22 protein-coding genes are annotated in these 24992 nt (G+C 38.0%); 4 read left to right on the top strand and 18 right to left on the bottom strand.

All coding sequences use genetic code 11. The features are described from left to right. Positions 1 to 7: 7 nt before the first annotated feature. From ftsX to LMF32_RS08140, 8 genes are all read right to left on the bottom strand, one after another. Positions 8 to 895, bottom strand: coding sequence for a permease-like cell division protein FtsX (ftsX, locus tag LMF32_RS08175; protein WP_092480553.1), 888 nt, complete (start codon positions 893 to 895; stop codon positions 8 to 10). Further along, positions 885 to 1571: a cell division ATP-binding protein FtsE gene (gene ftsE / locus LMF32_RS08170; RefSeq protein WP_092480552.1), complete on the bottom strand. Its 687-nt coding sequence runs from the start codon at positions 1569 to 1571 to the stop codon at positions 885 to 887. The genes ftsX and ftsE overlap by 11 nt, the downstream gene beginning before the upstream one ends. Positions 1572 to 2006: 435 nt before the next feature. After that, positions 2007 to 3114 (bottom strand): peptide chain release factor 2 gene (gene prfB, locus LMF32_RS08165; protein ID WP_230524455.1). Its coding sequence is split into 2 segments (ribosomal slippage): positions 2007 to 3041 and positions 3043 to 3114, totalling 1107 coding nucleotides; the frame shifts between segments, so codons are not numbered across the junction. A 107-nt stretch (positions 3115 to 3221) separates the two neighbouring features. Then, a complete protein-coding gene (gene secA, locus LMF32_RS08160; protein WP_230524454.1) occupies positions 3222 to 5759 on the bottom strand; it encodes a preprotein translocase subunit SecA in 2538 nt (845 codons plus the stop codon). A gap of 278 nt (positions 5760 to 6037) precedes the next feature. Continuing rightward, positions 6038 to 6595, bottom strand: coding sequence for a ribosome-associated translation inhibitor RaiA (gene raiA, locus LMF32_RS08155; protein ID WP_092480549.1), 558 nt, complete (start codon positions 6593 to 6595; stop codon positions 6038 to 6040). Positions 6596 to 6869: 274 nt separating this feature from the next. Then, positions 6870 to 7568, bottom strand: a complete 699-nt coding sequence (locus LMF32_RS08150; protein ID WP_188205042.1) for a ComF family protein — start codon at positions 7566 to 7568, stop codon at positions 6870 to 6872. After that, positions 7565 to 8911 (bottom strand): DEAD/DEAH box helicase, encoded by a 1347-nt coding sequence (locus LMF32_RS08145; protein WP_230524453.1) that lies wholly within the window; start codon positions 8909 to 8911, stop codon positions 7565 to 7567. The genes LMF32_RS08150 and LMF32_RS08145 overlap by 4 nt, the downstream gene beginning before the upstream one ends. Positions 8912 to 9028: 117 nt before the next feature. Beyond that, a complete protein-coding gene (locus LMF32_RS08140) occupies positions 9029 to 10021 on the bottom strand; it encodes an LCP family protein (protein ID WP_230524452.1) in 993 nt (330 codons plus the stop codon). Positions 10022 to 10387: 366 nt separating this feature from the next. Between LMF32_RS08140 and LMF32_RS08135 the strand changes: the two genes are divergently transcribed. After that, positions 10388 to 11467, top strand: coding sequence for an MraY family glycosyltransferase (locus LMF32_RS08135; RefSeq protein ID WP_278046316.1), 1080 nt, complete (start codon positions 10388 to 10390; stop codon positions 11465 to 11467). A gap of 100 nt (positions 11468 to 11567) precedes the next feature. Here the strand turns inward: LMF32_RS08135 and LMF32_RS08130 are convergent, their stop codons facing one another. Continuing rightward, the gene (locus LMF32_RS08130; RefSeq protein WP_092480544.1) at positions 11568 to 12629 is read right to left on the bottom strand and encodes an LCP family protein; all 1062 of its coding nucleotides are present in this window, start codon (positions 12627 to 12629) and stop codon (positions 11568 to 11570) included. 144 nt (positions 12630 to 12773) lie between these two features. Beyond that, positions 12774 to 13436 carry a YigZ family protein gene (locus tag LMF32_RS08125; RefSeq protein WP_230524451.1) on the bottom strand — a complete coding sequence of 221 codons (663 nt, stop codon included), beginning with the start codon at positions 13434 to 13436 and terminating at the stop codon, positions 12774 to 12776. A 238-nt stretch (positions 13437 to 13674) separates the two neighbouring features. On the opposite strand from LMF32_RS08125, the gene LMF32_RS08120 reads away from it, so the two are divergent. Further along, the gene (locus LMF32_RS08120) at positions 13675 to 14532 is read left to right on the top strand and encodes a DegV family protein (protein ID WP_230524450.1); all 858 of its coding nucleotides are present in this window, start codon (positions 13675 to 13677) and stop codon (positions 14530 to 14532) included. Between the two features lie 165 nt (positions 14533 to 14697). Here the strand turns inward: LMF32_RS08120 and LMF32_RS08115 are convergent, their stop codons facing one another. Then, the gene (locus LMF32_RS08115) at positions 14698 to 15927 is read right to left on the bottom strand and encodes an IS110 family transposase (protein WP_230524087.1); all 1230 of its coding nucleotides are present in this window, start codon (positions 15925 to 15927) and stop codon (positions 14698 to 14700) included. A 376-nt stretch (positions 15928 to 16303) separates the two neighbouring features. Between LMF32_RS08115 and LMF32_RS08110 the strand changes: the two genes are divergently transcribed. Beyond that, a complete protein-coding gene (locus LMF32_RS08110; RefSeq protein ID WP_230524449.1) occupies positions 16304 to 17185 on the top strand; it encodes a hypothetical protein in 882 nt (293 codons plus the stop codon). 100 nt (positions 17186 to 17285) lie between these two features. Here the strand turns inward: LMF32_RS08110 and LMF32_RS08105 are convergent, their stop codons facing one another. From LMF32_RS08105 to LMF32_RS08075, 7 genes are all read right to left on the bottom strand, one after another. Beyond that, positions 17286 to 17993 carry a GntR family transcriptional regulator gene (locus tag LMF32_RS08105; protein ID WP_230524448.1) on the bottom strand — a complete coding sequence of 236 codons (708 nt, stop codon included), beginning with the start codon at positions 17991 to 17993 and terminating at the stop codon, positions 17286 to 17288. An 11-nt stretch (positions 17994 to 18004) separates the two neighbouring features. Beyond that, entirely contained in the window at positions 18005 to 18709 is a 705-nt protein-coding gene (locus LMF32_RS08100; RefSeq protein ID WP_092480686.1) for a glucosamine-6-phosphate deaminase, read from the bottom strand. Between the two features lie 16 nt (positions 18710 to 18725). Next, entirely contained in the window at positions 18726 to 19865 is a 1140-nt protein-coding gene (gene nagA / locus LMF32_RS08095; protein WP_230524447.1) for an N-acetylglucosamine-6-phosphate deacetylase, read from the bottom strand. Between the two features lie 161 nt (positions 19866 to 20026). Further along, a complete protein-coding gene (nadE, locus tag LMF32_RS08090) occupies positions 20027 to 20854 on the bottom strand; it encodes an ammonia-dependent NAD(+) synthetase (protein ID WP_092480538.1) in 828 nt (275 codons plus the stop codon). A gap of 61 nt (positions 20855 to 20915) precedes the next feature. Continuing rightward, complete coding sequence (locus tag LMF32_RS08085) at positions 20916 to 22385, bottom strand: nicotinate phosphoribosyltransferase (RefSeq protein ID WP_230524446.1); 1470 nt, start codon at positions 22383 to 22385, stop codon at positions 20916 to 20918. A 182-nt stretch (positions 22386 to 22567) separates the two neighbouring features. Continuing rightward, the gene (locus LMF32_RS08080; protein ID WP_230524445.1) at positions 22568 to 22828 is read right to left on the bottom strand and encodes a DUF3006 domain-containing protein; all 261 of its coding nucleotides are present in this window, start codon (positions 22826 to 22828) and stop codon (positions 22568 to 22570) included. Beyond that, entirely contained in the window at positions 22829 to 23998 is a 1170-nt protein-coding gene (locus LMF32_RS08075) for an MBL fold metallo-hydrolase (RefSeq protein WP_230524444.1), read from the bottom strand. It abuts the gene before it with no gap. Positions 23999 to 24114: 116 nt separating this feature from the next. On the opposite strand from LMF32_RS08075, the gene LMF32_RS08070 reads away from it, so the two are divergent. Next, a complete protein-coding gene (locus LMF32_RS08070) occupies positions 24115 to 24966 on the top strand; it encodes a class I SAM-dependent methyltransferase (protein WP_230524443.1) in 852 nt (283 codons plus the stop codon). The last annotated feature ends 26 nt before the right edge of the window (positions 24967 to 24992 follow it).

The raw sequence follows: 24992 nt of genomic DNA, 5'->3' as shown, positions 1-24992 counted from the left end.
TTTGTTTTTATACACGTAAGAATTTTCTGATGGATAAGATAGAACCGATTGATCCGATAACAAATCCGACTGCTAATAAGACAGCACCTAATTGGAATAAGAATGGATTTACAGGTAATAATGAGAAGTATGTTCCCACAAAGTAATTTGAAATCACTTCATAACCGTAAATATAAACTCCGCTGATGATAGCTGTTGGGATGATTGCTCCAACAAGGCCGATCAATGCTCCTTCGATGACAAATGGCCAACGAATGAACCAGTTGGTTGCTCCTACCAATTTCATGATTTCAATCTCAGTACGTCTAGAGAAAATCGTGATTCGAATCGTATTTGATATCAAGAATACAGCAGTTAATAATAATGCTATAATCACTATCCCACCGACGTTACGCACATTTTCCATTGTTTTAAACAATTTGTCTGCTTCTGCTCCACCATAGTTGGCTTGAGAAACAAATTCTAGTTCTTCTGCTTGCTTAGCAACAGCACTTGTCTGTTGAGGAGTAGTTGTGTTGACGATGTATACATCATGTAATGGGTTATCGTCGCCTTCGAATAAATCAAATTCTGCTCCATACGTTCCTACAACTTGTTGTAATTCATCTTCGCGGCTAGAATATTCGACCGTTTCAACGGCTTCTAGTTTTTCCAGCTCTTCACCTAATTGTGTTTGTTGTTCTTCATTTGCAGCTAAATCAATGTAAACACGAACACTTACATCGTTCTCTACGTCAGATGCTAATTTGTTCACGTTCATCAATAAAGCAACGAAGCTCCCTACTAAAAGCAATGTTACAGCTACAGCACTGACTGCTGCCACTGACATCCATCCGTTTCGGACTAAGCTTTTAAAAGCCTCTTTAAAGTGTCTTCCCATAGTTCTAAGCTTCATAACCATATTCTCCTTCCTGTTGATCCCGGACAATACGGCCATTGTCGATAGCAAGAACTCTGTGTCTTACTTGGTTAACGATTTGGCTGTTGTGTGTTGCCATAATAATAGTTGTTCCTCGATTAGAAATTTCTTCTAGAATATTCATGATTTCCCATGATGTTTCAGGGTCTAAGTTACCAGTCGGCTCATCACAGATCAACACACGCGGCATATTGGCAATAGCTCTTGCAATAGCGATACGTTGCTGCTCACCACCGGATAATTCATTTGGGAACATTTTGACTTTGTGTTTTAAATTGACTAAATCAAGAACTTCCAAGACACGTTTTTTGATTATTTTTGGATTTTTTTCAACGACTTCCATCGCGTAAGCAATATTTTCATATACAGTAAGCTTTGGCAACAATTTGAAATCTTGAAAAACTACTCCTACATGTCTTCTTAAATAAGGGATGTCTTTATTCTTCATTTTCACTAAATCGAAGTCTCCTACTTTGATAGTTCCTTTTGTAGGTAATTCTTCTCTATACATCATCTTAATAAAGGTTGATTTTCCAGCACCACTTGGCCCGACTACATAAACAAATTCGCCTTGCTCAATACGAATAGTTAAATCGTTCACGGCAGTAATCCCATTAGGATACTTTTTCGAAACGTTGAGCATCTCTATCATTGTTTTATCACCTATCTAAATTTAGATTTTTTTATCTGGTGTTAACAGAATAAAAAAGGCAAAGACTTCCCTTTGCACAAAATCCATTATATCACTCACGACATTAATGTCTGTTTTAATCTCTTTACAAAAACATTTCAATATATTTCATGATATTACGCTGCAGAAAGACCTTTACTATTATTGACACTTTTTAAATAAACGTTCTCTTTTGTTGTTATACTAACGATTAAACCCTTTTGCTCCAACTTTAGCGCCTAATTCTGTTTCATTATCTATTTACTTATCCCTTTGAATATTACAAAGATGACAAAAAAAGAACTTCTGTCATTGACTAAATATGACAGAAGTTCGACACTTTTATAAGCGCAAATTTTTAAATACACTATTCAGTTTTTAAACGAAGATTTAAGCCGCCTAAATCAAGGCTTTTGATTAGTTGCTTTTTAGACTATTGCTTAAATAAGCATGAATGAAAGGATCAAGATCTCCATCCATTACTCCATTTACGTTCCCCGTTTCATAGTTTGTACGATGATCTTTAACCATAGAATAAGGGTGGAAAACATAAGAACGGATTTGTGAGCCCCATCCAATTTCTTTTTGTTCGCCTCGAATAGCAGCCATTTCTTTTTCTTTTTCTTCTACTTGCATTTGGTACAGTTTTGCTTTCAACATACTCATGGCTTGCTCTCTGTTTTTTAACTGAGAACGTTGAGCCTGACTTGCTGTAACAACGCCTGTAGGAATATGAGTGATTCGAACAGCAGAGTCTGTTTTGTTGATGTGTTGTCCACCAGCACCGCTTGCGCGATAAGTATCTACTTTCAAGTCATCAGAATTGATTTCAATGTCAATATCTTCATTGATTTCCGGCACTACATCGACGGATGCAAACGAAGTATGTCTTCTGCCTGCAGAATCGAAAGGAGAAATACGGACTAATCGATGCACGCCTTTTTCAGCTTTCAAATAGCCGTAAGCATTATGCCCTTTGATTAAAAGAGTCACACTTTTGATTCCAGCTTCATCGCCATCTTGATAATCCACGATTTCTACTTTAAACCCTCTTTTTTCAGACCATCTTGTATACATACGATACAACATGCTTCCCCAGTCTTGTGATTCAGTTCCTCCTGCTCCAGGATGGATTTCTAAAAGGGCATTGTTTTTATCGTAAGGGTCACTTAACAACATTTGAAGTTCAAACTCATCGAGTTCTTTCTCATATTGGATAGCTGTATCGCTCAGTTCTTTTTCCAGCGCTTCATCGTGTTCCTCGCTCAGCATTTCCAACATGATTTCCAAATCTTCTTTTTTTGTCTCTAGTGCTTTGAACTGATTGTATTTTTCTTTGATCGTGTTCGCCTTATTGATTGTTTCTTGTGCTTTTTCAGTATTTTCCCAAAAGCCAGGTTCAGACATGATCTCATTGTATTCGGCAATGTCTCTCTCCATACCTTCTAAGTCAAAGAGACCCCCTAAAGTTGACTAGTTTCTTTTCGACTGCTTCTAAAAAATTTCTTACTTCACTTTGTTCCATTATTTCTCCTCCTAAAAAATGGACTGAGGGCTTAGCCAAATCTCTTTGTCTAACCCCTCAAGTCTAACTATTCAATATAGTCTATTGTCACTCAATGACTAATTTTCTTAATCTTCTTTTCCGTGACAGTTTTTGAATTTCTTTCCGCTTCCGCAAGGACATGGATCATTGCGTCCTACTTTACTTCCATCTGCACGAACAGCTTGTTTGATCTCTTGTTTTGATTGTTCAGCTGCTTTTTTAGCATTATCAGCATGAGCAGCAGCTCCAGCTGACACTTGTTCACGTTTCAAGTTTTGACGGATTTGAGATTTCATCAAGAAGCGAGTGACATCATAATCGATTGACGCAATCATTTCTTCAAATAAAGTGAAAGCTTCTGCTTGATACTCTACTAAAGGATTCGATTGACCATATGCACGCAACCCGATACCTTGACGCAACTGGTCCATTGTATCGATATGGTCTGTCCATTTCGTATCTACTACACGTAAAACAATTACTTTTTCAAATTCAAGAACTTGTTCTGTTCCATTCAATTGAGCTTCTTTTTCAGCATATACACTCTTAGCTAATTCCAACAAGTAATCTTCGATTTCATCAGCTGTTTTGCCTTCTAATTCAGCTACAGTAACAGTGTCTTGATGAACTAAAGCTGATCCGGCAAAGTCGATGATATTCTGCAAGTCCCACTCTTTTTGTTCGCCTTGTGTATTGGCTTGTACGATACGATTGATCGTACGTTTGATCATTGGAACAGTAACCTTTTTCAAAGATTCAGTTTCCATCATGACTTCCAAACGTTGTTTATAGATGACTTCACGTTGCTCACGCATAACATCATCATATTTCAAGACGTTTTTCCGTGTATCATAGTTGTTCCCTTCGACACGTTTTTGAGCTGATTCTACTTGGCGAGAAATCATTTTACTTTGGATAACGGTTGATTCTTCATCCAGCTTCAATTGTTGTAAAACGGCTTGGATTTTTTCGGACCCAAAACGTCTCATCAAATCATCTTCTAGAGATAGGTAAAATTGACTGACACCAGGGTCACCTTGACGACCTGCACGTCCACGCAATTGGTTATCGATACGACGAGATTCATGACGTTCCGTACCAATAACGCATAACCCGCCCAATTCACGAACACCATGGCCTAGCTTGATATCCGTTCCACGACCAGCCATGTTGGTTGCGATCGTAACTGCACCTTGTTGTCCAGCGTTTGTAATGATTTCAGCTTCTTTGAAGTGATTTTTCGCATTCAATACTTGGTGAGGTATTTTTTCTTGTTTCAATAATTTCGACAGCAATTCAGATGTTTCTACTGCTACTGTACCGACCAATATGGGTTGACCTTTTGAGTGACGTTCTTTGATTTCTTCTACAACACTCTTGAACTTGCTTTCTAATGAAGGGTAAAGCAAATCTGGGCGGTCATCACGGCCCAACGGTTTATTGGTTGGAATAGCCACTACGCTCATATTGTAAATTTCGCGGAATTCCTCTTCTTCAGTTTTAGCTGTACCTGTCATACCAGATAACTTTTTGTACATACGGAAGTAGTTTTGGAACGTAATGTTGGCCATTGTTTTAGATTCTTTTTGGATTTCAACGCCTTCTTTAGCTTCGATTGCTTGGTGAAGCCCATCAGAATAACGTCTGCCTTCCATAATACGTCCAGTAAATTGGTCAACGATCTTCACTTTTCCTTCTTGAACGACATAATCGATGTCATGGTGCATAATGTAATTCGCACGCAATGCTTGATCTAAATGATGCGTCAATTCTTGGTTTTCAACATCGTATAAGTTTTCTACTCGGAATGTTTTTTCTGCTTTTTCCATTCCTTCTTCTGTTAAGGCAATCGTTTTTGATGAAACATCAATCGTATAGTCTTCCTCTTCTTTCAAACCTTTCACAAAGAAGTCAGTACGAGTGTACAATGTGTTTGATTTTTGTGTTTGTCCTGAAATGATCAAAGGTGTTCTTGCCTCATCAATCAAAATAGAGTCGACCTCATCGACAACTGCAAAATTCAAAGGACGTTGTACCATTTGCTCTCTATAGACGACCATATTGTCACGTAAATAATCAAATCCAAGCTCATTATTCGTACTGTACATAATATCTGAATTGTAAGCTTCGCGTTTTTCAGCTGATGATTTGTCGTTGGTATTTAATCCAACAGTTAACCCTAACCATTCATACAATTCACCCATCTCAACAGCATCACGACTTGCCAAGTATTCGTTGACAGTAACAACGTGAACACCTTCGCCGCTCAATGCATTCAAATAAACAGGCATAGTAGCTGTCAATGTTTTACCTTCACCGGTTTTCATCTCAGCGATATTCCCGCGGTGTAATGTGATTCCTCCCATTAATTGAACATGGAATGGATATAATCCTAAGACACGTTTTGCTGCTTCACGGACGACCGCAAAAGCTTCTGGCAGTAAATCGTCTAATGTTTCGCCATTTTTATAACGTTCTTGAAACTCTGGAGTTTTAGCTTGTAACTGTTCGTCTGTTAAAGCTGACATTCGATCTCCATATTGTTCGATTTCTTGTGCAATTTTATTTAATTCTTTTAATTCTTTTTTATCTGTATCAAAGATCTTGCGTAATAAATTTGCCATTCAATATTTCTCCCCTATATGGTCATTCTATCCACTATTTATTTGCCTATATCATATGACATGTGTGTTTTTGTTACACTTCACCTATTGTTCAGTTTACATTCTTTCTAATTCTATCATATATAGAGAAAGAAATTAAACCTTTTTTCGCTAAAAGGCAAGACTGTGCTTTAAAGTATCCACAAAATATTCCTTTTTGAAGAAACAATAGAGAACCTGAACAAAGAATATCTCTTTGTTCAGGTTCTCTATTGTTTCTATCATATTAAAGAGTTGGATTACTCTGTTTCAATCAATCCGTATTGACCGTCATTTCTGCGGTAAACGATGCTTGTTCCATTAGTATCAGCATCCTCGAAAATAAAGAAGTCATGCCCTAACATGTTCATTTGTAATACAGCTTCTTCACTATTCATTGGTTTTAAAGATAAGCGTTTTGTACGTACAATGGACATTTCATCATCGGCTTCTTCATCAGCTGCTTGTTCAAAATCTGTTCCTGCAAGCGGATCGATCGGTTGATTTTGTTGCGCGCGTCCTTTGCGGTTTGTTTTCGTTTTGTACTTACGCATTTGTCTTTCTAGTTTATCCACAACTAGATCGATACTTCCATATAGATCTGGAGAAGTTTCTTCTGCGCGTAACACAATGTACGGTACTGGGATAGTCACTTCCACTTTTGCTGTTTTATCAGAATACGTTTTTAAATTTACGTGAGCTGTAGCCTCTGGTACATCATTAAAGTATTTTTCAATCTTGCTTACTTTTTTCTCTACATAACTGCGAATCGCAGCAGTCACCTCAATGTTTTCTCCACGGACATTATATCTAATCATAAAACAGTCTCCCCTTTCAATCTGATACCTTTTGGTAGTTAATAGGTTTTTAAAATAGCAGAACCTTTTTTGCGAACTCTTTCGTTCTTTAATAGGTAGTTCTGTTACTACTGTTTGATTAACACCTCTAATCATCAGATACCGCAACATCATATGGACCACTCACATGATGTATTGCTTAATGTCATTATAAAAGATAGCGTTTTAATAATCAAATTTTTCAACCATACTCTTTCTTCATTCTCGTTGACATAACCTTTTGCCAAAAGACAGTTCACCGAGCAATCGTCAACGTACGGACGCTGACCGCTCCTTTTGATAATAAGCATTCTGCAGCATGAAACAAGGTTCTTCCTGTAGTGTACACGTCATCTATCAAAAGAATTTTTTTATCCACAACTATATCCAACATTTCTTTACGTACTTCAAAAGGCTGTGGAGTGATCATTCGTTCTTTTCTATTTTTACTGGATTGTTTTTCACCCGTTCCAATATGCTTCAAAACCTCTAAATAGTTCACTTCTGCAAAAGACAATAGACCCGCGACTTGGTTAAACCCTCTATTCTCCATACTTTTCTTACTGACGGGAATTGGAACGGTCAGCCATGAATGATCAATTTTTTGAGTAATTTTTTTCTTTAACGGTTCAGCAACCACTTTTCCCAATCGATAATCCCCTTTGAACTTATACGCCTCTATCCAGTCTTTCATAAAAGAATTGTATTCATAAAGTGCTTCGTTTTGAAAATCGTATTGTGGATACTGTTCTTTCCATCGGATACAGTCAGGACAAAGTTCACTACCTTCCCACACTCTTCCACAACCGTTGCATGTAGATTGATCGTCTAGCAGGCTGACAAGAAATGAACACTTCCTGCAAAGCGGCTTTGAGGATATTTTAGACAAGCCTATTAAATCTGCTAAACGAATGACCGGCATTTCTTCAACACCGCACCATAAACAAGTATTCATTGATGAATCAATCCTCTCTCATAAGCTAGTCGATTCATTTTCATGATTTGTTTCCTTGCATGTTTCATTTCTCGCGACTGCCCATAGTGGAAAAAGATTACTTCTCCTGTAGGGTAATCTTTGTGTCTGCCTGCTCTGCCTGAAATTTGGACCAATGCAGCTTCTGTGAAGGTTTTATCTTCAGCTCCTAATACTAAAACATCGATGTCTCTAAAGGTTACGCCTCTTTCTAGAATAGTCGTAGTCAAAAGAAAATCTAATTCCTCTTGTCGCATCATCAAAACTTTCTCTTTTCTTTCGGGATCTTCCGCATACACACTGGTGAATACCGCTGAAGGATAGAGTAGGTTTAAGCAGGTAGCCAATTCATGCATCAAATCAATATTGGGGACAAAAATAAGAAATCTCCTATTGGCCTTCAACATTTCTCGGACTATTTTAAAAAAGCGACCTTGCATTTTTTGGTTTTGAATCTTTTTCTTCCAATCTCCTGTCCACATAAATGCAGGGACAGGCAGTGGATAACCATGATATCGTGCAGGCAAAATAGATGCTTGCAGTTGCTGCGTTTGAACCAGCTTTCGCATAGCTGCACTTGGAGTGGCAGATAAATAGATCAATGAACCGTTTTTCTTGCGCGCTTTTTGTGCTGCAAATTGCAAAGAGTCATCTAAATGATAAGGGAAAGCATCGATTTCATCAATGATCAGCACATCAAAAGCTTCTCGAAAACGCATGAGTTGATGTGTTGTCGCGATCACAAGCTGAGTATAGCGGTACGTTTCTTCCATACTGCCATGTAAAACAATCAACTCAGTTTGAGAGAAAGCGTGCTGGATTCGCGGGGCTAATTCCAAACAAACGTCTACTCTAGGCGAAGCTAAACAAACTCTCTTTTTGTCTCTTAATGCTTGTGCTATTCCTTGGAACAACATCTCGGTTTTCCCCGCTCCAGCTACTGCCCAAACTAATCGTTCTCCACCTTGATTTATCGTCGCAAGAATTTCTTTCGAAGCCTCTTGCTGCTGAGGAGACAAAGTCCCTTTCCACATCAATACCGGCTCGTTTATGTCTGCAAATAAGTTTTCTTCCTTGTGGTAATAAAGTGTACTGCACTTCTTTACTTTCCCCATTTGTAAACAACTAAGACAATAAAAACAACCTTCACCACAAAGACACGGTGCAAAAACCCTATCCTTCACTAAGGAAGAGCCGCAACGGGTGCAGCTGATTTTCTTCTCAGTTTGTGTGAATCCTGATCTTGTTTCAACAGACTCGTTCATCTCTGTAATGCCATTCAGTTCTTGCGACAACAACTCTCTTCCCATCATTTCCAGATTCATCATTTCACCTCAAAAGTACTATACGCAATGTGAAACAGAAATCTTTTGAATTAAAACTTTCATCTATACCAAAAAACGAGACAAGAAAAGTCCTGTCTCGTTTTTTGGGGATGATTTTTATTCTTCTATCTCTGATTCAAGAGACTGCAAGTCTAATTCTAAATGTGTTTTCAAAATTTGCTGCAATTCGGCCACAGTTTCTTCATAAGGTTCCCATACATAGACTTCTTGTCCGTAGCTGGGGAAATAAATGTAAGCTTCTTCCCCATTTAAAGTAAGGGATTCTATATTTTGTGCTGCAGAAGCATAATTAGTGCCCAAAATCCATATTTCTCGACCAGATAGATTGGTTTTTAAATTAGGTGCAATAGCATTAAAGATGCGATTAAAATTCGTTAGACTTGAAATCGAAATCGTTTCATCAACAATGGCTTGAATAACTTGCCGTTGCCGCTCTTGTCGTCCCCAATCTCCACGTGGATCTTGTTTACGCATCCGAGCATATCCTAGAGCTTCTTCTCCGTTCAAACGCTGCAATCCTTTATTAATATGGATCGCATTTTGAGTCTCATCACTATCTTGGACTGTAAAATCTAATGGAGAGTCGACTTCGATACCGCCTATCACATCAATCAGATCCACTAATCCTTGGAAATTGATCTGGGCATAATACTGGATTGGTATATCTAAATAGTTTTCCACTGTTTCAATCGTGTAGGAAATCCCACCATAAGCATAGGTGGCATTGATTTTGTCTGCCTCTCCTGATTTGGGCAATTCAATTAACGTATCTCGAGGGATGGACAACAATTTTACATCTTCAGTATTCGGATTTACAGTCGCCACGATGATTGTATCTGCTCTGCCGATATCTCCAGGTCGTTCGTCTACACCTAACAATAGGATAGAAAAAGGTTCTTTATTCTCAATAATAACCATCTCTTCCTCCTGCGAAGAAATCGGGTCCTCTTGAATGGCATTGAAGAAAGAGTTGGCCGATAAAAAAGCATAGACGAAGTAACTTGCAATAAGAATCACTCCTACAATCGTCATCAACAGTAAAATTCGCTTTCTTTTCTTGTGTTTATTTTTTCTCTCTATAGAACGCATATGGATTTCCCCTTAATAATACTGGATTGGGTAACGAAATTTATTTTTACATTTCTTAAATAACAACTTTTATCAAGTTTATCGGATTCATGGACTAAACACAATAAAGGATTTTTTAAACCACTCTTTCAAAAGACTGTTCAATATTGGTGTTTGTTTTTGCCGCATTAAATTTGTATAATGAGTACAGCAAAGCTTCACGTTTGCGAGAAGTTATTCTTCCACTCACGATTACTAACCAAATAGATAAACATCCTTGTCTATTTTCAGTTTGCTGGATAAATATTATTCCAGTAAATTTAATGAAAAAATTCCGATTATGAAATAAAGATAACAATAAGGAAGGATCCCGTTCACATGTATAATATGTTTCACGTTATTTTAGCTTGTATTGCAGCTGCATTGATCTCCGTACTGACAACACCTCTAGTAAAGAAAATGTCTCTTGCTATTGGCGCGGTTGATCATCCAAATGAACGTCGAGTAAATACGAGAGCTGTACCTACTATGGGCGGTATCGCTATTTTCATTTCTTTTTTCTTGACCATATTCTTTCTTGTCCCCATCCCGAATCAAGAAATTTGGCCGATTTTCCTGGGTTCTTGCGTCATTTTGATTACTGGGATCATAGATGATTTAAAAGGATTGAGTCCTAAATTGAAAATGTTGGGAATTTCAGTTGCCGCAAGCATTGTTTATTTTATGGGCAATATCCAATTAAATATGATGACTTTGCCTTTGTTTGGCGAACTGCATTTTGGATCACTTAGTTTCTTCGTGACCTTATTCTGGATATTAGCAATTACCAATGCTGTCAATTTAATTGATGGATTAGACGGATTGGCCAGTGGAGTTTCTATGATCGCATTAACAACAATGGGGATCATCGGTTATTTCTTTTTGACGGTGAGCAACATGGCTGTTCCGATTATGATATTTGTATTTGTGGCTAGTATAGCCGGATTCTTACCCTATAACTTTAATCCAGCACATATATTTTTAGGAGATACTGGAGCATTGTTTTTAGGCTTCATCATTTCGGTTATGTCTTTACAAGGTCTAAAAAATGCTACTCTGATTACTTTAATTATACCTATTGTAGTGTTGGGTATTCCAATTACAGATACGATTTATGCAATGATTCGAAGAGTACTGAATAAACAGTCTATTGCTACAGCAGATAAGCTGCACATTCATCATCGTCTCATGTCTTTAGGATTTACCCACAAACAAACCGTTTTTGCTATTTATTGTTTAGCAGCTATTTTTTCTTTGATTGCTTTACTTTACCCAGTATCAACTTTATGGGGATCTGTTTTCCTCACTATAGGATTAGGATTCGGTCTGGAACTGTTTGTTGAACTTATTGGTTTGACAGGGAAGTCCAATCAGCCTTTGTTAAAACAAATCAGAAAGTTTGCACGTTCATGGAATCGTAAAGATTAAACCAAACCTAAATGTATCTTTGTTAACTAAAAGAGCACGAATCAAAAGGTTTTCCCTTTTGATTCGTGCTCTTTTTTTATCCTGTTATCCACAAAACTTGTTAATAAGCATATTCTGGAATCCGATTTGAAGTGAATTCATATCCTTCTTGATCTCGTTCATCTTCTGCTTCCAAATCTAACGCTACGCGCAATTTGTGGCTGATGTAGTCAACACTGTCTGGATACAATTCCACCATGCTGGCTCCGTAAAGATTAAAATCAGTCCATTCAAAGATATGAGAATTGAAGGTGTAACTTCCTTCCAATCCAGACTGAGCAATATTCAACATTTCATTGAATCTCAAGTCTGTCCGCATATTGCTTCCAACAGCTTCGATAGCATCCGATAATTTCGGTATCGATCCAATACTCAAAGCTTTTTTAACGATGGCTTGAATGATCAATTGTTGACGTTCTCCACGCTTCACATCGTTGTCGATTTTTCTTGTACGGGCTAAAGCAAGAGCTTGTTCCCCGTTCAATGTTTGGTATCCCTCTTCTAAATAGATCTGACCCATTTTACCATCAGAGTTTTGTTCTGTGATAGTAACCGGCACATCCATTTCAATACCGCCTAAAGCGTCAATGATCTCCAGAAAAGAATCAAAGTTGAATGTCGCATAGTAGTGTACTGGAACATCCAGTAAATTCTCAACGGTTTCAATAACCGCTTTTTCCTGACCTACTTCATATGCCGAATTGATTTTATTCCTTTTTTGAACTTGACCATCATACATGATCTCAGTGTACGTATCACGAGGAATGCTGACCATGTTTATTTCATGTTCGTTTGGATCAATCGTTAAGTAGATCAGCGCGTCTGTTCTTGCGCTTCCTAGGTTACGGCTTTCAGTATCATCGACACCCATGATCAGTACAGATACAGTTTCCTCTATTGGATTCACGTTGACTTCACTTTCACGTTCAATAGAATGATATGAATCTTCAACTGCAGTTTGAGCTTCTGCAAATAATTTCGCTGCAAATACAGCTATAACCAACAATATAGCCATAAGAGGAATCAAAATCGTGAGAATGATTTTTTGACTCTTTGTTTTTTTCTTTTTTCCGTTCCTCCTATAATCAGAGCGCGTTGTAGAGGGTATCTGTTTTTTCGTCACTTAGGATCACCTTTTCAAATATATTCTTAAACCTTTTTTATTGGGGTAAATGATTTTTAATGTTATATTAAAGTCTTGGTCATTCTATCACAACTTCTAACATTCTAATACTATTGTTTTAATTTTGTAACGGTTTCTTAACAATTACAGACTTATTTTTGATTCATAATAACTCGTAGGTCCTTCTTGAAAGACGACTTGATCGCTGACCCATTCAATCATATCCGCGTAAAAGTTCTCTTTTTCTTCTTCATTGACTAAACAAATGACCGTTACTTTATCTGTATACAAAATCTCCTTTATTGTATAAGTTGACCCTCGCAACTGATTTTCTACTTTCCCTAACAAAGGGTATTCTATTGTAGCTTGGATCTCAATTTGAAGATTCCCTTCTACCAATCCGATTTCTTCTACTGTTTTACTGACCGCATTCCCATAAGCACGTATTAATCCTCCTGCGCCAAGCTTTACACCGCCAAAATAACGCGTCACAACGACCGCCACGTTTTTCAACTCTTTTTTCTTCAATACCTCCAACATAGGAACGCCTGCAGTCCCGCTAGGTTCCCCATCATCATGGGCTCGTTGAATCTCGTCATGGTCTCCGATCATGTAAGCAGAGCAATTATGGTTCGCTTTACCATGCTCTTTTTTGACTGCTGCAATAAATTCTAAAGCTTTATCTTCATTATCTACTCTCTTTACATGACAAATAAAACGAGATTTTTTAATGTCCAATTCATATTGGCCATCTTTTTCAATTGTCCGATATTTTTTCAGCATTGTTTTTTCCTCTCTACATGACATTCTGACTTCTTTTCTACATTCCAGTGTACAAGTCTTTTTTTATGGAAACAAGGCAAATCAAACAGATTTCAATCTAGTGGCTTGAATTAGTACATCCTGTTTAAGAAACTAGATTTGTTTAACACAATGTGAACATCTTAAAATAATCCGTTCAAATTATTTTTCTATGGTATAATTTTCTAATGTGTAGTGATATTTCCCTATATAAAAAGAGAAAATCAGCCCAGGAGGTAACCTAGTGAAAATAGCTGTCGTAACCGATAGTACTGCTTATTTAACAACAGAACAGTATAATGATAATCAGATCTATCGTCTTCCGCTTTCTGTTATTGTAAATGGAGAAGCCTTAAAAGAAGAAATAGATGTGACAAATGAAACTTATTTTGATCTTATGCGTCAAAGTGAAAAGTTGCCGACTAGTTCGCAACCTGCTTTAGGAGATATTGAAGAGTTGTTTACTGAATTATCAACTGATTATGATGCAATTATCAGCATTCATTTGTCCAGTAAAATCAGTGGAACTTACCAAAGTGTTGCAAGTTTAGGACAACGTATGGAAGACATCGCAGTCTACCCTTATGATTCAGGTCTAAGCTGTACTGCTCAAGGCTATTTCGTTTTAGAAGCTGCTCGTCTGGTTCAGCAAGGAGCAACTGTACAAGAGATATTTGAGCATTTTGATCGCATGCAGCAAAGTCTTAAAGCTTATTTTGTCGTAGACGACTTAAAGAATTTAGTGCGGGGCGGCCGTCTTTCTAATGGAGCTGCTTCAATCGGCACTTTATTGAAAATCAAACCTATCTTGCATTTTGATGAAAAACAAATCGTCGTGTTTGAAAAAATCCGTACCCATAAAAAAGCTTTGAAACGTATCGAAGATCTGTTGGGCGAAGACATCAAAAAAGGTTATCCGATTGTCTCAACCATCATACACGCAAACGCAGAAGAAAAAGCCCTTATTTGGAAAAAAAGCTTAGAATCTTTATACCCAGAAGTTACTTTTAATCTTAGTTATTTTGGTCCTGTTATCGGGACGCATTTAGGTGAAGGTGCTTTAGGCATGACATGGGTGGAAGATTTCACCAAATTATCTTAATACCCTATTTATTTTCAGCACTTATTTCCTACGTTTAGTCAAGCTAAAATAACTATAAAACAGAAAAGATTTTTTGGAAAGAAGAGGGGGCATATCATCTCTTCCAACAAGAGGGCACACCAAAGAAACCTCAGTTTCTTCTGTTTTTTTTCTGAGAGCTTCGTGCTATACTACAGTTAAATTAGTGGTCCTCGAGACCGTGTACGCATAGTCGTACCGAGTATGGTTCCTCACCATGGAATGCATACATTTTAGGAGCTTGTTCATGCAGGCGACTGTGGCAACCTTGTCTTTCTTGGAGACGGGTTGCTTTTTTAATTTGTAGTAATAATCCACGATATGATTAGGTGCAGATTTTTGTTGCCGGATCATATTTCGTACGCTGAAAAATAATATTTTTCTTCCTTTTGGATTGCCACGCTTATTGATATGGTCCAATCCTACATAATTGCCAGATTGGTACCTACGGATATCAATGCCTATAAAGGCATTCAATTGATTAGACGTTTTAAACCGCCGCACGTCTCCCAATTCTCCGATGAGTAGGGCTGACGTTAGTTCTCCGATGCCTGGAATCGTGAGGTATAACTCATGTTCAGGGAGTTCCTTTGCTATGCGTGTCATCTGATTTTGGAGCTCCTCCTTCTGGAGGAGTAAGTCTTGGAGCTTTTCTGCATAATAGATTGTCTTTTGACAATGGACACTATTTTCGTCCACAGCTGGATAAGAGTCTTGCGCTAAGAAGATTAATTGTTCTGCCTTCTTGCGGGCCCGGTTTTCCGATATATTCTTTCTTGTGGATTTTATTAGTAAATTTTTTATCTTGGTAGTCGTGGATTGTAAGACTATTTCAGGATGTGGAAACAGGCTGATTAGTGTCAAGGCGTAGAGATTGATCCGGCTTGAGAAGAACTGTTCCAACTCCGGAAATACCAGCTGGAGACAGTTATGCAGATGCATACGTGTCCGTTTTATTTCCTCTTCCACCTCTTGGTAGAAGCGAGACAAGTCTCTCATGTTTTGGTAGATCTCTTCCTGAGCCACCTTTGGTGTCCGTTTCTTAAACTCATGCGTCTGTGCTAACTTATGGGCATCTTGTTTATCAGTCTTCCAACTTCTCAGAGTATCTTCTTCTAGCTGTTTTTTGGCCTGAAGCGGGTTGAGTAGTGTGTAGAGTAGCTTGTTCTTTTGGCAGAAAGCTTCTATCGGTCGGGAATAAACACCTGTGGCCTCGAAAACAACTTCTGGAGTGCGTGGAAGGTTCTGTATTTTATCCAATAGGATGCCAAAATCCGTTTTCGTGTGTTCAATGGTGCCCTCCCATAAGCAAGTACTGCTTTCATAAATTACTGCATAACTTTTCTTCATGGATACGTCTAGTGCTACTACGAACATTAATTTTCCCTCGCTTTCTTGTCTGTTTTGAAAGACCCTCACTGATTCATTTCGATTCCAATTTCCTTTACACGGACTCACGGTCCCACATACTTAAAACTGATTCTGAAATGACAGTGAAGGAGCTCGGTTTATATTTCGGACTCGAAGTCCTTGAGAGCATGGTCGAGCTTCCTTTCACCACTACTATATCCTAAAAAAAGAAAATAGCAGGCAGAAACCCCCGTCGGGGTTTCTACCTACTAATCTTAGTATGTTTATATTCTCAAACAGCCTAGACATTTCTAGGCTGTTTTTGTTGTTGAAAAATTGTTTTTTTCCGTCATAATAATGATAAAGCGGATGCGATCAAATAAGGTTACTAGGAGAGATTTACATGTTGGAAGAGTATGAAGTATTGCAAGCAAAAATGAAGTCTTTAGTACATAAAGAAAAAACAGCTTTACAACGATTAGATGAAAACGAAAAACGATACGAAGCAGCACAAGCATGGTTTGAAAAAGAAAAAGCAGATGTCGAAAAACTGCAGCAAGAATCTTTATCGACATTCTTGAAACGACTGGTCGGAAATTACAATCAGCAACTTGATAAAGAGCAGCAAGAACAACTGACTGCAAAACGTGAGTTGGATCTATCTTTAGCTCTATTTCTGGAAGCAAGAGAACAATTGGATTCAATCCAGACCGCTATTCAAGAAACTACTGCACGTATCCGACAAATCAAAGAACAATTGTATCAGCAAAATACTGATTTCCGTGAGAAAAGTCAGACAGAAGAATTCAAGCGAGCTGAACTCAAACAAGAGTTAGTTGAAATTGATGAAGCTCTAGCAGCAGGCGAAAAAGTCTTGGCAGGAATTGATTTTGCATTAGATGATTTGGATTCTGCAGATTCTTATTCCACTTGGGACATGTTTACAAACAGCAGCCTTATTTTAGATATGATGAAATACGACAAAATTGATAAAGCTGAAGCCAAAATGAATCAATTAGAACAGCACTTAGAAAGTTATACAAAGGAATTAAAAGATTTATCCTTAGATCGTTTATTGAGTTACGAAAAATTCAGCGGCATGAGTAAAACGTTTGATATCTTCTTTGACAACTTATTTTCTGATTGGGATACAAAATCTAAAATTGGACGCAACATTGAGATGTTGGAACAGCTTGGTTTCAATGTAGAAGAACTTCAAACTAAATTAGAAACCAGAAAACAATCTATCCATCAGCAAATTAAAGAATCAGAAACACTTTATTAACACTAAGGCTTGTTTTAAAACTTTAAAAACCTCTGACGAGCCTAGGCTCATCAGAGGTTCTTTGTTTACAACAATATATAATGATTCTGTTTAAATCAACCTAATTCTCTAGATAAAATTCGAATCGATCGGCTACGTACTGAGTACGAACATATTCAAAAGGTCTGTTGTCTTTGCTGTACGTAATTTGCTTCAACCGCAGAATAGCTTCTCCACGTTTGATATTCAGGTGTTCCGCTGTTCTTTCCGATGCCAGCATAGCCGAGATGGTTTGCTCTGCTTTTCCCACATGGATATCTTTTTTCTCTTCTAATGTTCTATATAAAGAAGAAGTGATTTCTTTCTTCCCTAATGACTCAACTAAGTGATAAGGAATGGTTGCCACTTCAAAACAAATAGGCACATCATCTGCAAAGCGTACACGCTCCATACGCAAAACGACTGTTTCATTCTGTAAATTCAAATGTTCAGCTTCGCTCACACTGGCCGGCTTGACATGATAAGAAACAGTTTTACTAGTGGGCGTTTTCCCCTGAGATAAAATGGTTTCTGTAAAGCTTTGGATCCCGGTCATTTTTTCTTGAACTTTTTGACTAGATACATACGTTCCTGATCCAACTCGACGTTCTAAAATCCCTTCATCCACAAGTGTCTGCACAGCTTGTCTCAAAGTCATTCTGCTGACTTCAAAGGTTTTGGCCAAGTCGCGTTCTGAAGGAATTCGTTCCCCGACTTGCCATTTGCCTTCTTCGATCATTTTTCGAATCTTATTATGGATTTGAATATAAATCGGTTTTTCTTTGGCCATTACTTCACCCCTTAACGTTTCAATAACGACCCAGCTTCTTCATCAACAATAACCGTAACATTCGGGTGCCGTTGTAAAATACTGGCTGGTACGTCTTCAGTAATTGGTCCCTCGATCATATTTTTGATGGCTTCTGCTTTATGTTCGCCAAATGCCATCAATATAATTTTTTTAGATGCCATAATAGATTTGATTCCCATAGAATAAGCGTATCTTGGCACATCTTCTTCATGCTCGAAATAAACTTTATTTGATTCAATAGTCGACTCTACTAATGCAACTTTACGTGTTTCAGAATCGAATGATGCTCCTGGTTCATTGAATCCGATATGTCCATTCGTTCCGATTCCTAAAATTTGTAAATCGATCGGATTATCTGCAATGATTTTGTTGTAACGTGCACTTTCTTCTGTCTCTTCTGCTAATCCATTCGGTACATAAGTCTCTTTGAATGGTTTTTTAGAGAATAAGTGCTTTTCCATAAAATAATGGTAGCTTTGAGGATCTTCAGGTGATAAACCAACATATTCGTCCAAATTTACAGATGTGATACCTGAAAAATCCGTATCGCTTGCTGTCATAATTTCATACAAATCTTCTGGAGTACTTCCAGTTGCCAACCCAAAAACGTCAGCCCCATTTTCCATTTCTTGTTTCATCAATTCAAATGCTTTTTGGCTAGCTTCTCTTTTATTTTTCATTACAAAAACGTTCATATTATTAACTCCATTTTTATTTTTTGTATACTTCTTTTCCATAACTAAATGTTTTTTCCACATTAAAGTCAGGATCTAAAACTACTAAGTCAGCATCTTTTCCGCTAGTGATCATGCCTTTTTGAGTCAATCCAAACTCTCTAGCTTGATTAACAGAACTCATTTTTACTGCATCTTCTATGCTACAACCAGTAAATTCGATCACATTTCTAAAAGCATCTTGAAATTCCAATACGCTTCCAGCTAAACTACCTGATTCTAAACGAGCTTGTTTATCTTTCACGATAACTTTTTGTCCGCCCAACTCACTTTCACCGTCAGGCATTCCTTTTGCTCTCATAGCATCTGTAATGATTTCGATACGGTCCGGCCCTTTCATTTTATAAGCCATTTTGATCATTTCAGGATGAATGTGAAATCCATCTGCAATGACTTCTACATACGTATCTTCATCTAAAAATGCATGACCTGTAACACCTGGTTCACGGTGATGCAAACCTCTTTGAGCATTATATAGATGTGTGATGTGTTTTGCTTTTGATTGTTTCATTTGTTCACGTGTCGCATTTGTATGTCCAGCCGATAATACAATATCATGCTCTTGGCACGTTTTTTCGAATTCGCTGGCATCGCTGGTCTCAGGAGCATATGTCACTAAACGAACACGTCCTCCACTGATCTCGTCCCATTTTTTCATAGTCTCTGCATCTGGAATTTTGATGTGTTCTTCTGGTTGAGCCCCTTTGAATACTGCCGATATAAAAGGCCCTTCTACGTGAATCCCTTGAATAACCGGGTTCTTTTCCGCAGCTTCAGCAATGCCTTTTAAAGCTTTTTCAATATTTTCAAATGACTGAGTCATTGTTGTAGGAAAATAAGAAGTAATTCCTTCTTGATACATCTTAGAGATCATTTCATTGATGCTCTCTGGATCTGCGTCCATGTTATCAATGCCATAACCGCCATGACTGTGTACATCAATAAAACCAGGAACAACTATTTTCCCAGCGATATCGATTACTTCTTCTTGTGAGTCTTTTACGAACTCTTCCATCTTTCCAACTTCTAAAATCTGTTGATCAAAACGAACGTAACCGTTATCAATCCTGGTTTCGCCAGTATAAACAGTTGCGTTGACAAGTACTTGATTGGTCATTTTCTTGTCTCCCTTATTTGAAAATTTCTTCTTTATTATAAATGGTATAGACCGAAATTGCAACTGCTAGAAACTCTCTTTTTTACCAACTAATCGTAAAAAATAAGTTTCATAAAAGAATCGTATGATCCCTTATGAAACTTATTTTTCATTATTTTCTATTATTTCCAAAAATCATCAAATATATCTATCGGCATGTGGCGTTTATGACGCGTCTTCACAAACCAGCTTTCGATTGTTTTTGCGTCTTCTTCTTTAACTTCTTTACCTTCTAGGTAATCATCTATAGCTTCATAAGTAACGCCTAATGCCGCTTCATCAGGAAGAGACGGGCGGTCATTTTCTAAATCAGCTGTCGGGACTTTCGTGTATAAATGCTCAGGACAACCTAATTCTTTCAGCATCGCTCTACCTTGACGCTTATTCAATCCGAATAATGGATTGATATCTGTTCCGCCATCACCATATTTTGTATAGAAACCTGTCACCGACTCAGCAGATTGATCCGTTCCTACGACAACACCGCTGTAATTTCCAGCTATGGCATACTGAGCGATCATTCGTTGACGAGCTTTGACGTTGCCGATGTTAAAATCACTGATTTGAATGTCTTCATCTGTTAGTGCTTCTACTACTGCATCAGTAGCAGGCTGGATATTAAAACGAACGGTTTTGTCGGCTTCCATAAATTCAATGGCATCCAGCGCATCTTGTTCGTCGGCTTGTGTTCCATATGGCAAGCGTACTGCAATAAATTGATAGCTTGCATCGTTTGTCTCTTCTCTCATTTCAGTGATAGCTAGTTGACTGATTTTCCCAGCCAATGTAGAGTCTTGGCCTCCGCTGATTCCTAGTACGAACGTCTTGATAAAAGGATATTTTGTTAGATAAGACTTTAAAAATTCCACTCGTTTGCGAACTTCCTCTTTAGGATCAATAGAAGGTTGAACTTTCATTTCTGATATGATTTCGTCTCTTAATTCTGACATGACTTGCACCCTTTCTAAACGTGTTTGTTGGTAATCTGATAGGTCTGAAATAAATAAATAATTACTTATTCTCTAAAGCTTTCATTTTCTTTCTGGTCTCTTTAATAATCGCTAATTTGTTGTCGTAAGCTTTTTGAGACAAATCAACAGGATAAGCTTCTGGGTTTAAGATTCGCTTGTACTCATCCCATAACGCTGTCAAACTCTCTTTGGCATGTGCTTTGATTTTTTCCAAATGAGGCAACTCATACACCAATTCTCCGTCCGCAAAAATATCCTTTAACAGAGGCACTGCTGTGAAGTTTTCAACCGTTTTGTTGATGTACGTATGGATTGGATGGAACATGAACAATTCATCTTCCAAATCAGGTCGTTCATCCCATAACGCTACATAGTCGCCCTCAGATTTCCCTTTTTCATTGCTGGTGATACGCCACACCTGTTTTTTCCCTGGAGTGGACATTTTAGCAGCATTGCTCGTTAACTTGATAGTGTTTCTCATGTTTCCGTTTTTGTCTTCTATAGATACTAGCTTATAAACGGCTCCGAGAGCAGGCTGATCAAAGGCGGTGATTAGTCGAGTACCGACACCCCAAACATCAATTTTGGCCCCTTGCATTTTTAAGTTTAAAATCGTTTTTGAATCCAAGTTGTTTGAAGCATAGATTTTAGCATCCGGGTATCCTGCTTCATCCAATTGCGCTCGAACTTGTTTAGAAATATAGGCCATATCTCCACTATCTAATCGAACACCTAAAAAGTTGATTTTATCGCCCATTTCATCAGCAACACGAATCGCATTCGGTACGCCGGTTTTTAACGTATCAAATGTATCTACTAAAAAGACACAATCTTTATGTGTTTTGGCATAAGCCATGAAAGCTTCATACTCGCTATCATAGGCTTGAACCATTGCATGTGCATGTGTTCCACTAGCTGGAATACCAAAAATCTTAGAAGCACGCACATTACTTGTAGCATCTGCTCCGCCAATGAAAGCTGCTCGTGTTCCCCAAATGGCTGCATCCATTTCTTGAGCTCTGCGAGTCCCGAATTCCAACAATGGGTCATTCCCCACTACTGTTTTCATTTCGGAGGCTTTTGTTGCAATCAATGTTTGATAATTGACGACATTCAAAATCGTTGTCTCCAATAATTGACATTCAGCAAGCGATCCTTCTATCTGCATAATAGGTTCGTTAGCGAAGACTAAGTCTCCTTCTATAGCTGAACGAATCGTCCCAGTAAACTTAAAGTTTTTTAAGTACGTTAAAAACTCTTCCGGATAGTCTTGAGTCTGTCTTAAATAATCGAGATCAGATTCTGTAAAAGATAGATTTTTAACGTAGTTTACAACGCGTTCCAACCCAGCAAAAACTGCGTATCCAATTCCGAAAGGATGCTCACGGAAGTATACTTCAAACACAGCATTCTTATCTGCATCACCTAATTCCCAATATGATTTCATCATATTAAGTTGATACATGTCTGTATGCAATGCCAAACTATCATCTGGATATATATTATTCACTCTGTTTGCCCCCAAAAATTACTTTTTCTTTGTTTTTAATGATACCACAAAAGTAAAACTCAACCTATGTGTTTGACGTCATTTCAATGAGAATTTTCTTTCCTGCATTCAAATTCCTATCGTCAATATATTTAATCTAATTTGATTTTAGATTGCTAAACTCTTCTATCGTACAGCAATTTTTATTTTCTTTTAAACTTGCTCCCTTTAGGCCGCTTGCGAATGGATGTTAATAAATCTTCTGCTGTCTTTTTCTTCTCTTGTGTCAATGCTTGATCAATCGTCATATCACTTATGCGTCCTTCTGTGATTTGTATCGTCAACCAATCACCTACATTACTCCCGTGAGGCAAATGATTCTTGTCGATGATCCATTCTTTCTCTACATCTTGAATCAGTAAAACTGCTTTCCCCTCTTCTATACGATCCAAAATAGCTTTCATTTAATTTCCTCCTACATAAGCTTTGCCTTCAGTGATGATGTCTTCTAATCTAGAAGGTCCAATCCCATTAACTTTCTGTAGATCCTCTATTTTTTCTAATGGTCGCAATGAGATAATGTCTTCTGCACGTTCTGGTCCAATATGGGCAATTTCAAGCAGTTCTTCATAAGAAGCTGTATTGAGATCAATCTTCCCTGCCAATGAATTCTCAGTGTCTTTTTGTATTTTACTTTCATCCCTCACCGTCTCAATGTGGTAACTTTCCCCATCTGTTCTGACGATGATCGTACCATTTTGATCTGTTCCGTATAATGCGATTCCTTTTTCTTGAATCAGTGACACGACACTGGTTTGAGGATGTCCGTAAGAATTACCGGCTCCAGCACTGTAGATGGCTACTTCAGGACTGACTGCATCAATAAAGGCCGGTGCACTGGAGGTATCCGATCCATGATGGCCTAGAGCCAAAATTTCGGCATCTAAATTCATACCCGAATTCACCATTTCCATTTCTTGCTTTTTCCCTGCATCACCCGTAAATAAAAAGTCCACTTCCCCATAAGAAACGAACATCGATATAGAATCTGCATTTGTATCACTCGTCAATACACTAGGATGAAGGATTTCCATACTCAATGGTCCAATATCGAACTGCTCACCCGCTCTTGGTTCATAATAGCCTACTTCAAATTTTTGAATAGCTTCAAGTGAACGAATAAAAACATCTGAAGAAGTCGTATTTCCGGACATCCATACTTCCCCTACCTCAAACTGCTCCAATACTTTATCCAACTGCCCGATATGATCAGCATCTGGGTGACTCGCGATCACGAGGTCTAATTCTTGTATCTCTTTGTCTGTTAAGTAATCGACTACATCTGTACTTGTCCAATCCCCCGTATCATAAAGAATTGCATATTCTTCGTCATCACTTGCAAATTCAAACAACGTCGCATTTGCTTGCCCAACATCTATATAATGAACCGCTAATTCCTCAGACTCGGTCATTTTTTTATCCTCCGCTTGATTAAGGGAGGCTTCATAAGCAGCTGGACTTTCAATGGTTTCAGTAGAATGACTCTCTACACTGCATGCCCCTAAAAAACTTACCGCTGCTGTCAACTGTAAAAATAATTTCATTTTTGCCAAACTTTTCTTCAATCTTTTCACTTACCTTTCTTCTGTTTACTAGATTAACATATAATGTCTTTTTTTATGTATTTATCTTGCTTAAAAAACGATATAATGAACTAAATTCTAAGCTGCAAAAGAAAGAGGGATAAGCATTGAAGAAGAAAGTATCCATTGAAGAATTAGCCACTTACATTTCTCCAACAGGAAAGTTGTCAGAAATACAGGCTGTCCAGACACAGCACAGGCTTCATTTAGCGGAATTTTGGGGAATTCACGCTGGAGAAAACATATTGGAAATCGGCTGCGGTCAAGGAGATACAACGGCTATATTAGCTTACTTGACAGGAAATACTGGCAGTGTACACGCTGTTGATATCGCCAGTCCTGATTACGGCGCACCTGAGACATTAGGCGAAGCGATAGCTAAACTGCAACAATCACCAATCGGCAAGCAAATCACTGTTAGTTTCGATACGGATATTTTAGCTTCCGAAGTAGATTTTCCAGAAAATTCGTTTGACACGATCGTATTGTCACATTCTAGTTGGTATGTAAACTCTCAGGAAACTTTACTAGAGATGTTTACCAAGCTGAATAAATGGGGAAAACGCCTTGTATTTGCGGAGTGGGATACACGTGTGACTGAAAGTCATCAACTCCCGCACTTCTTAGCCGCTTTGCTGCAAGCCCAATATGAAAGTTTTCGTCAGACAACTGAAGCGAATATTCGTACATTGATCACTCCTGAAGACAGTCTGATGCTCGCTGAGAAAGCTGGTTGGAAAATAACAGAAGAAGCTGTTATTCCTTCCAAACACTTGCAAGACGGCGGATGGGAAGTAGATATGACCATTTCTGACGCACCTGAAATCATTGATTCTCTTCACTCTGTACCGGAAAAATTCAAAACATTGCTTGCTTCAGAATTGAACACCTTAAAAACCTATCATCAAAGGGGCTCTATCCAATCCATGGATACATTCGCTTTTATAGCCGTTAAATAAATAGTCAAACTAGACAAAAGGAAACA

Source organism: Desemzia sp. C1 (genome assembly GCF_020882875.1).
GTDB classification, from domain to species: Bacteria; Bacillota; Bacilli; order Lactobacillales; family Carnobacteriaceae; genus Desemzia; species Desemzia incerta.
The sequence above is the reverse complement of the archived record's forward strand: the minus strand, read 5'-3'. Positions and strand labels throughout refer to the sequence as shown.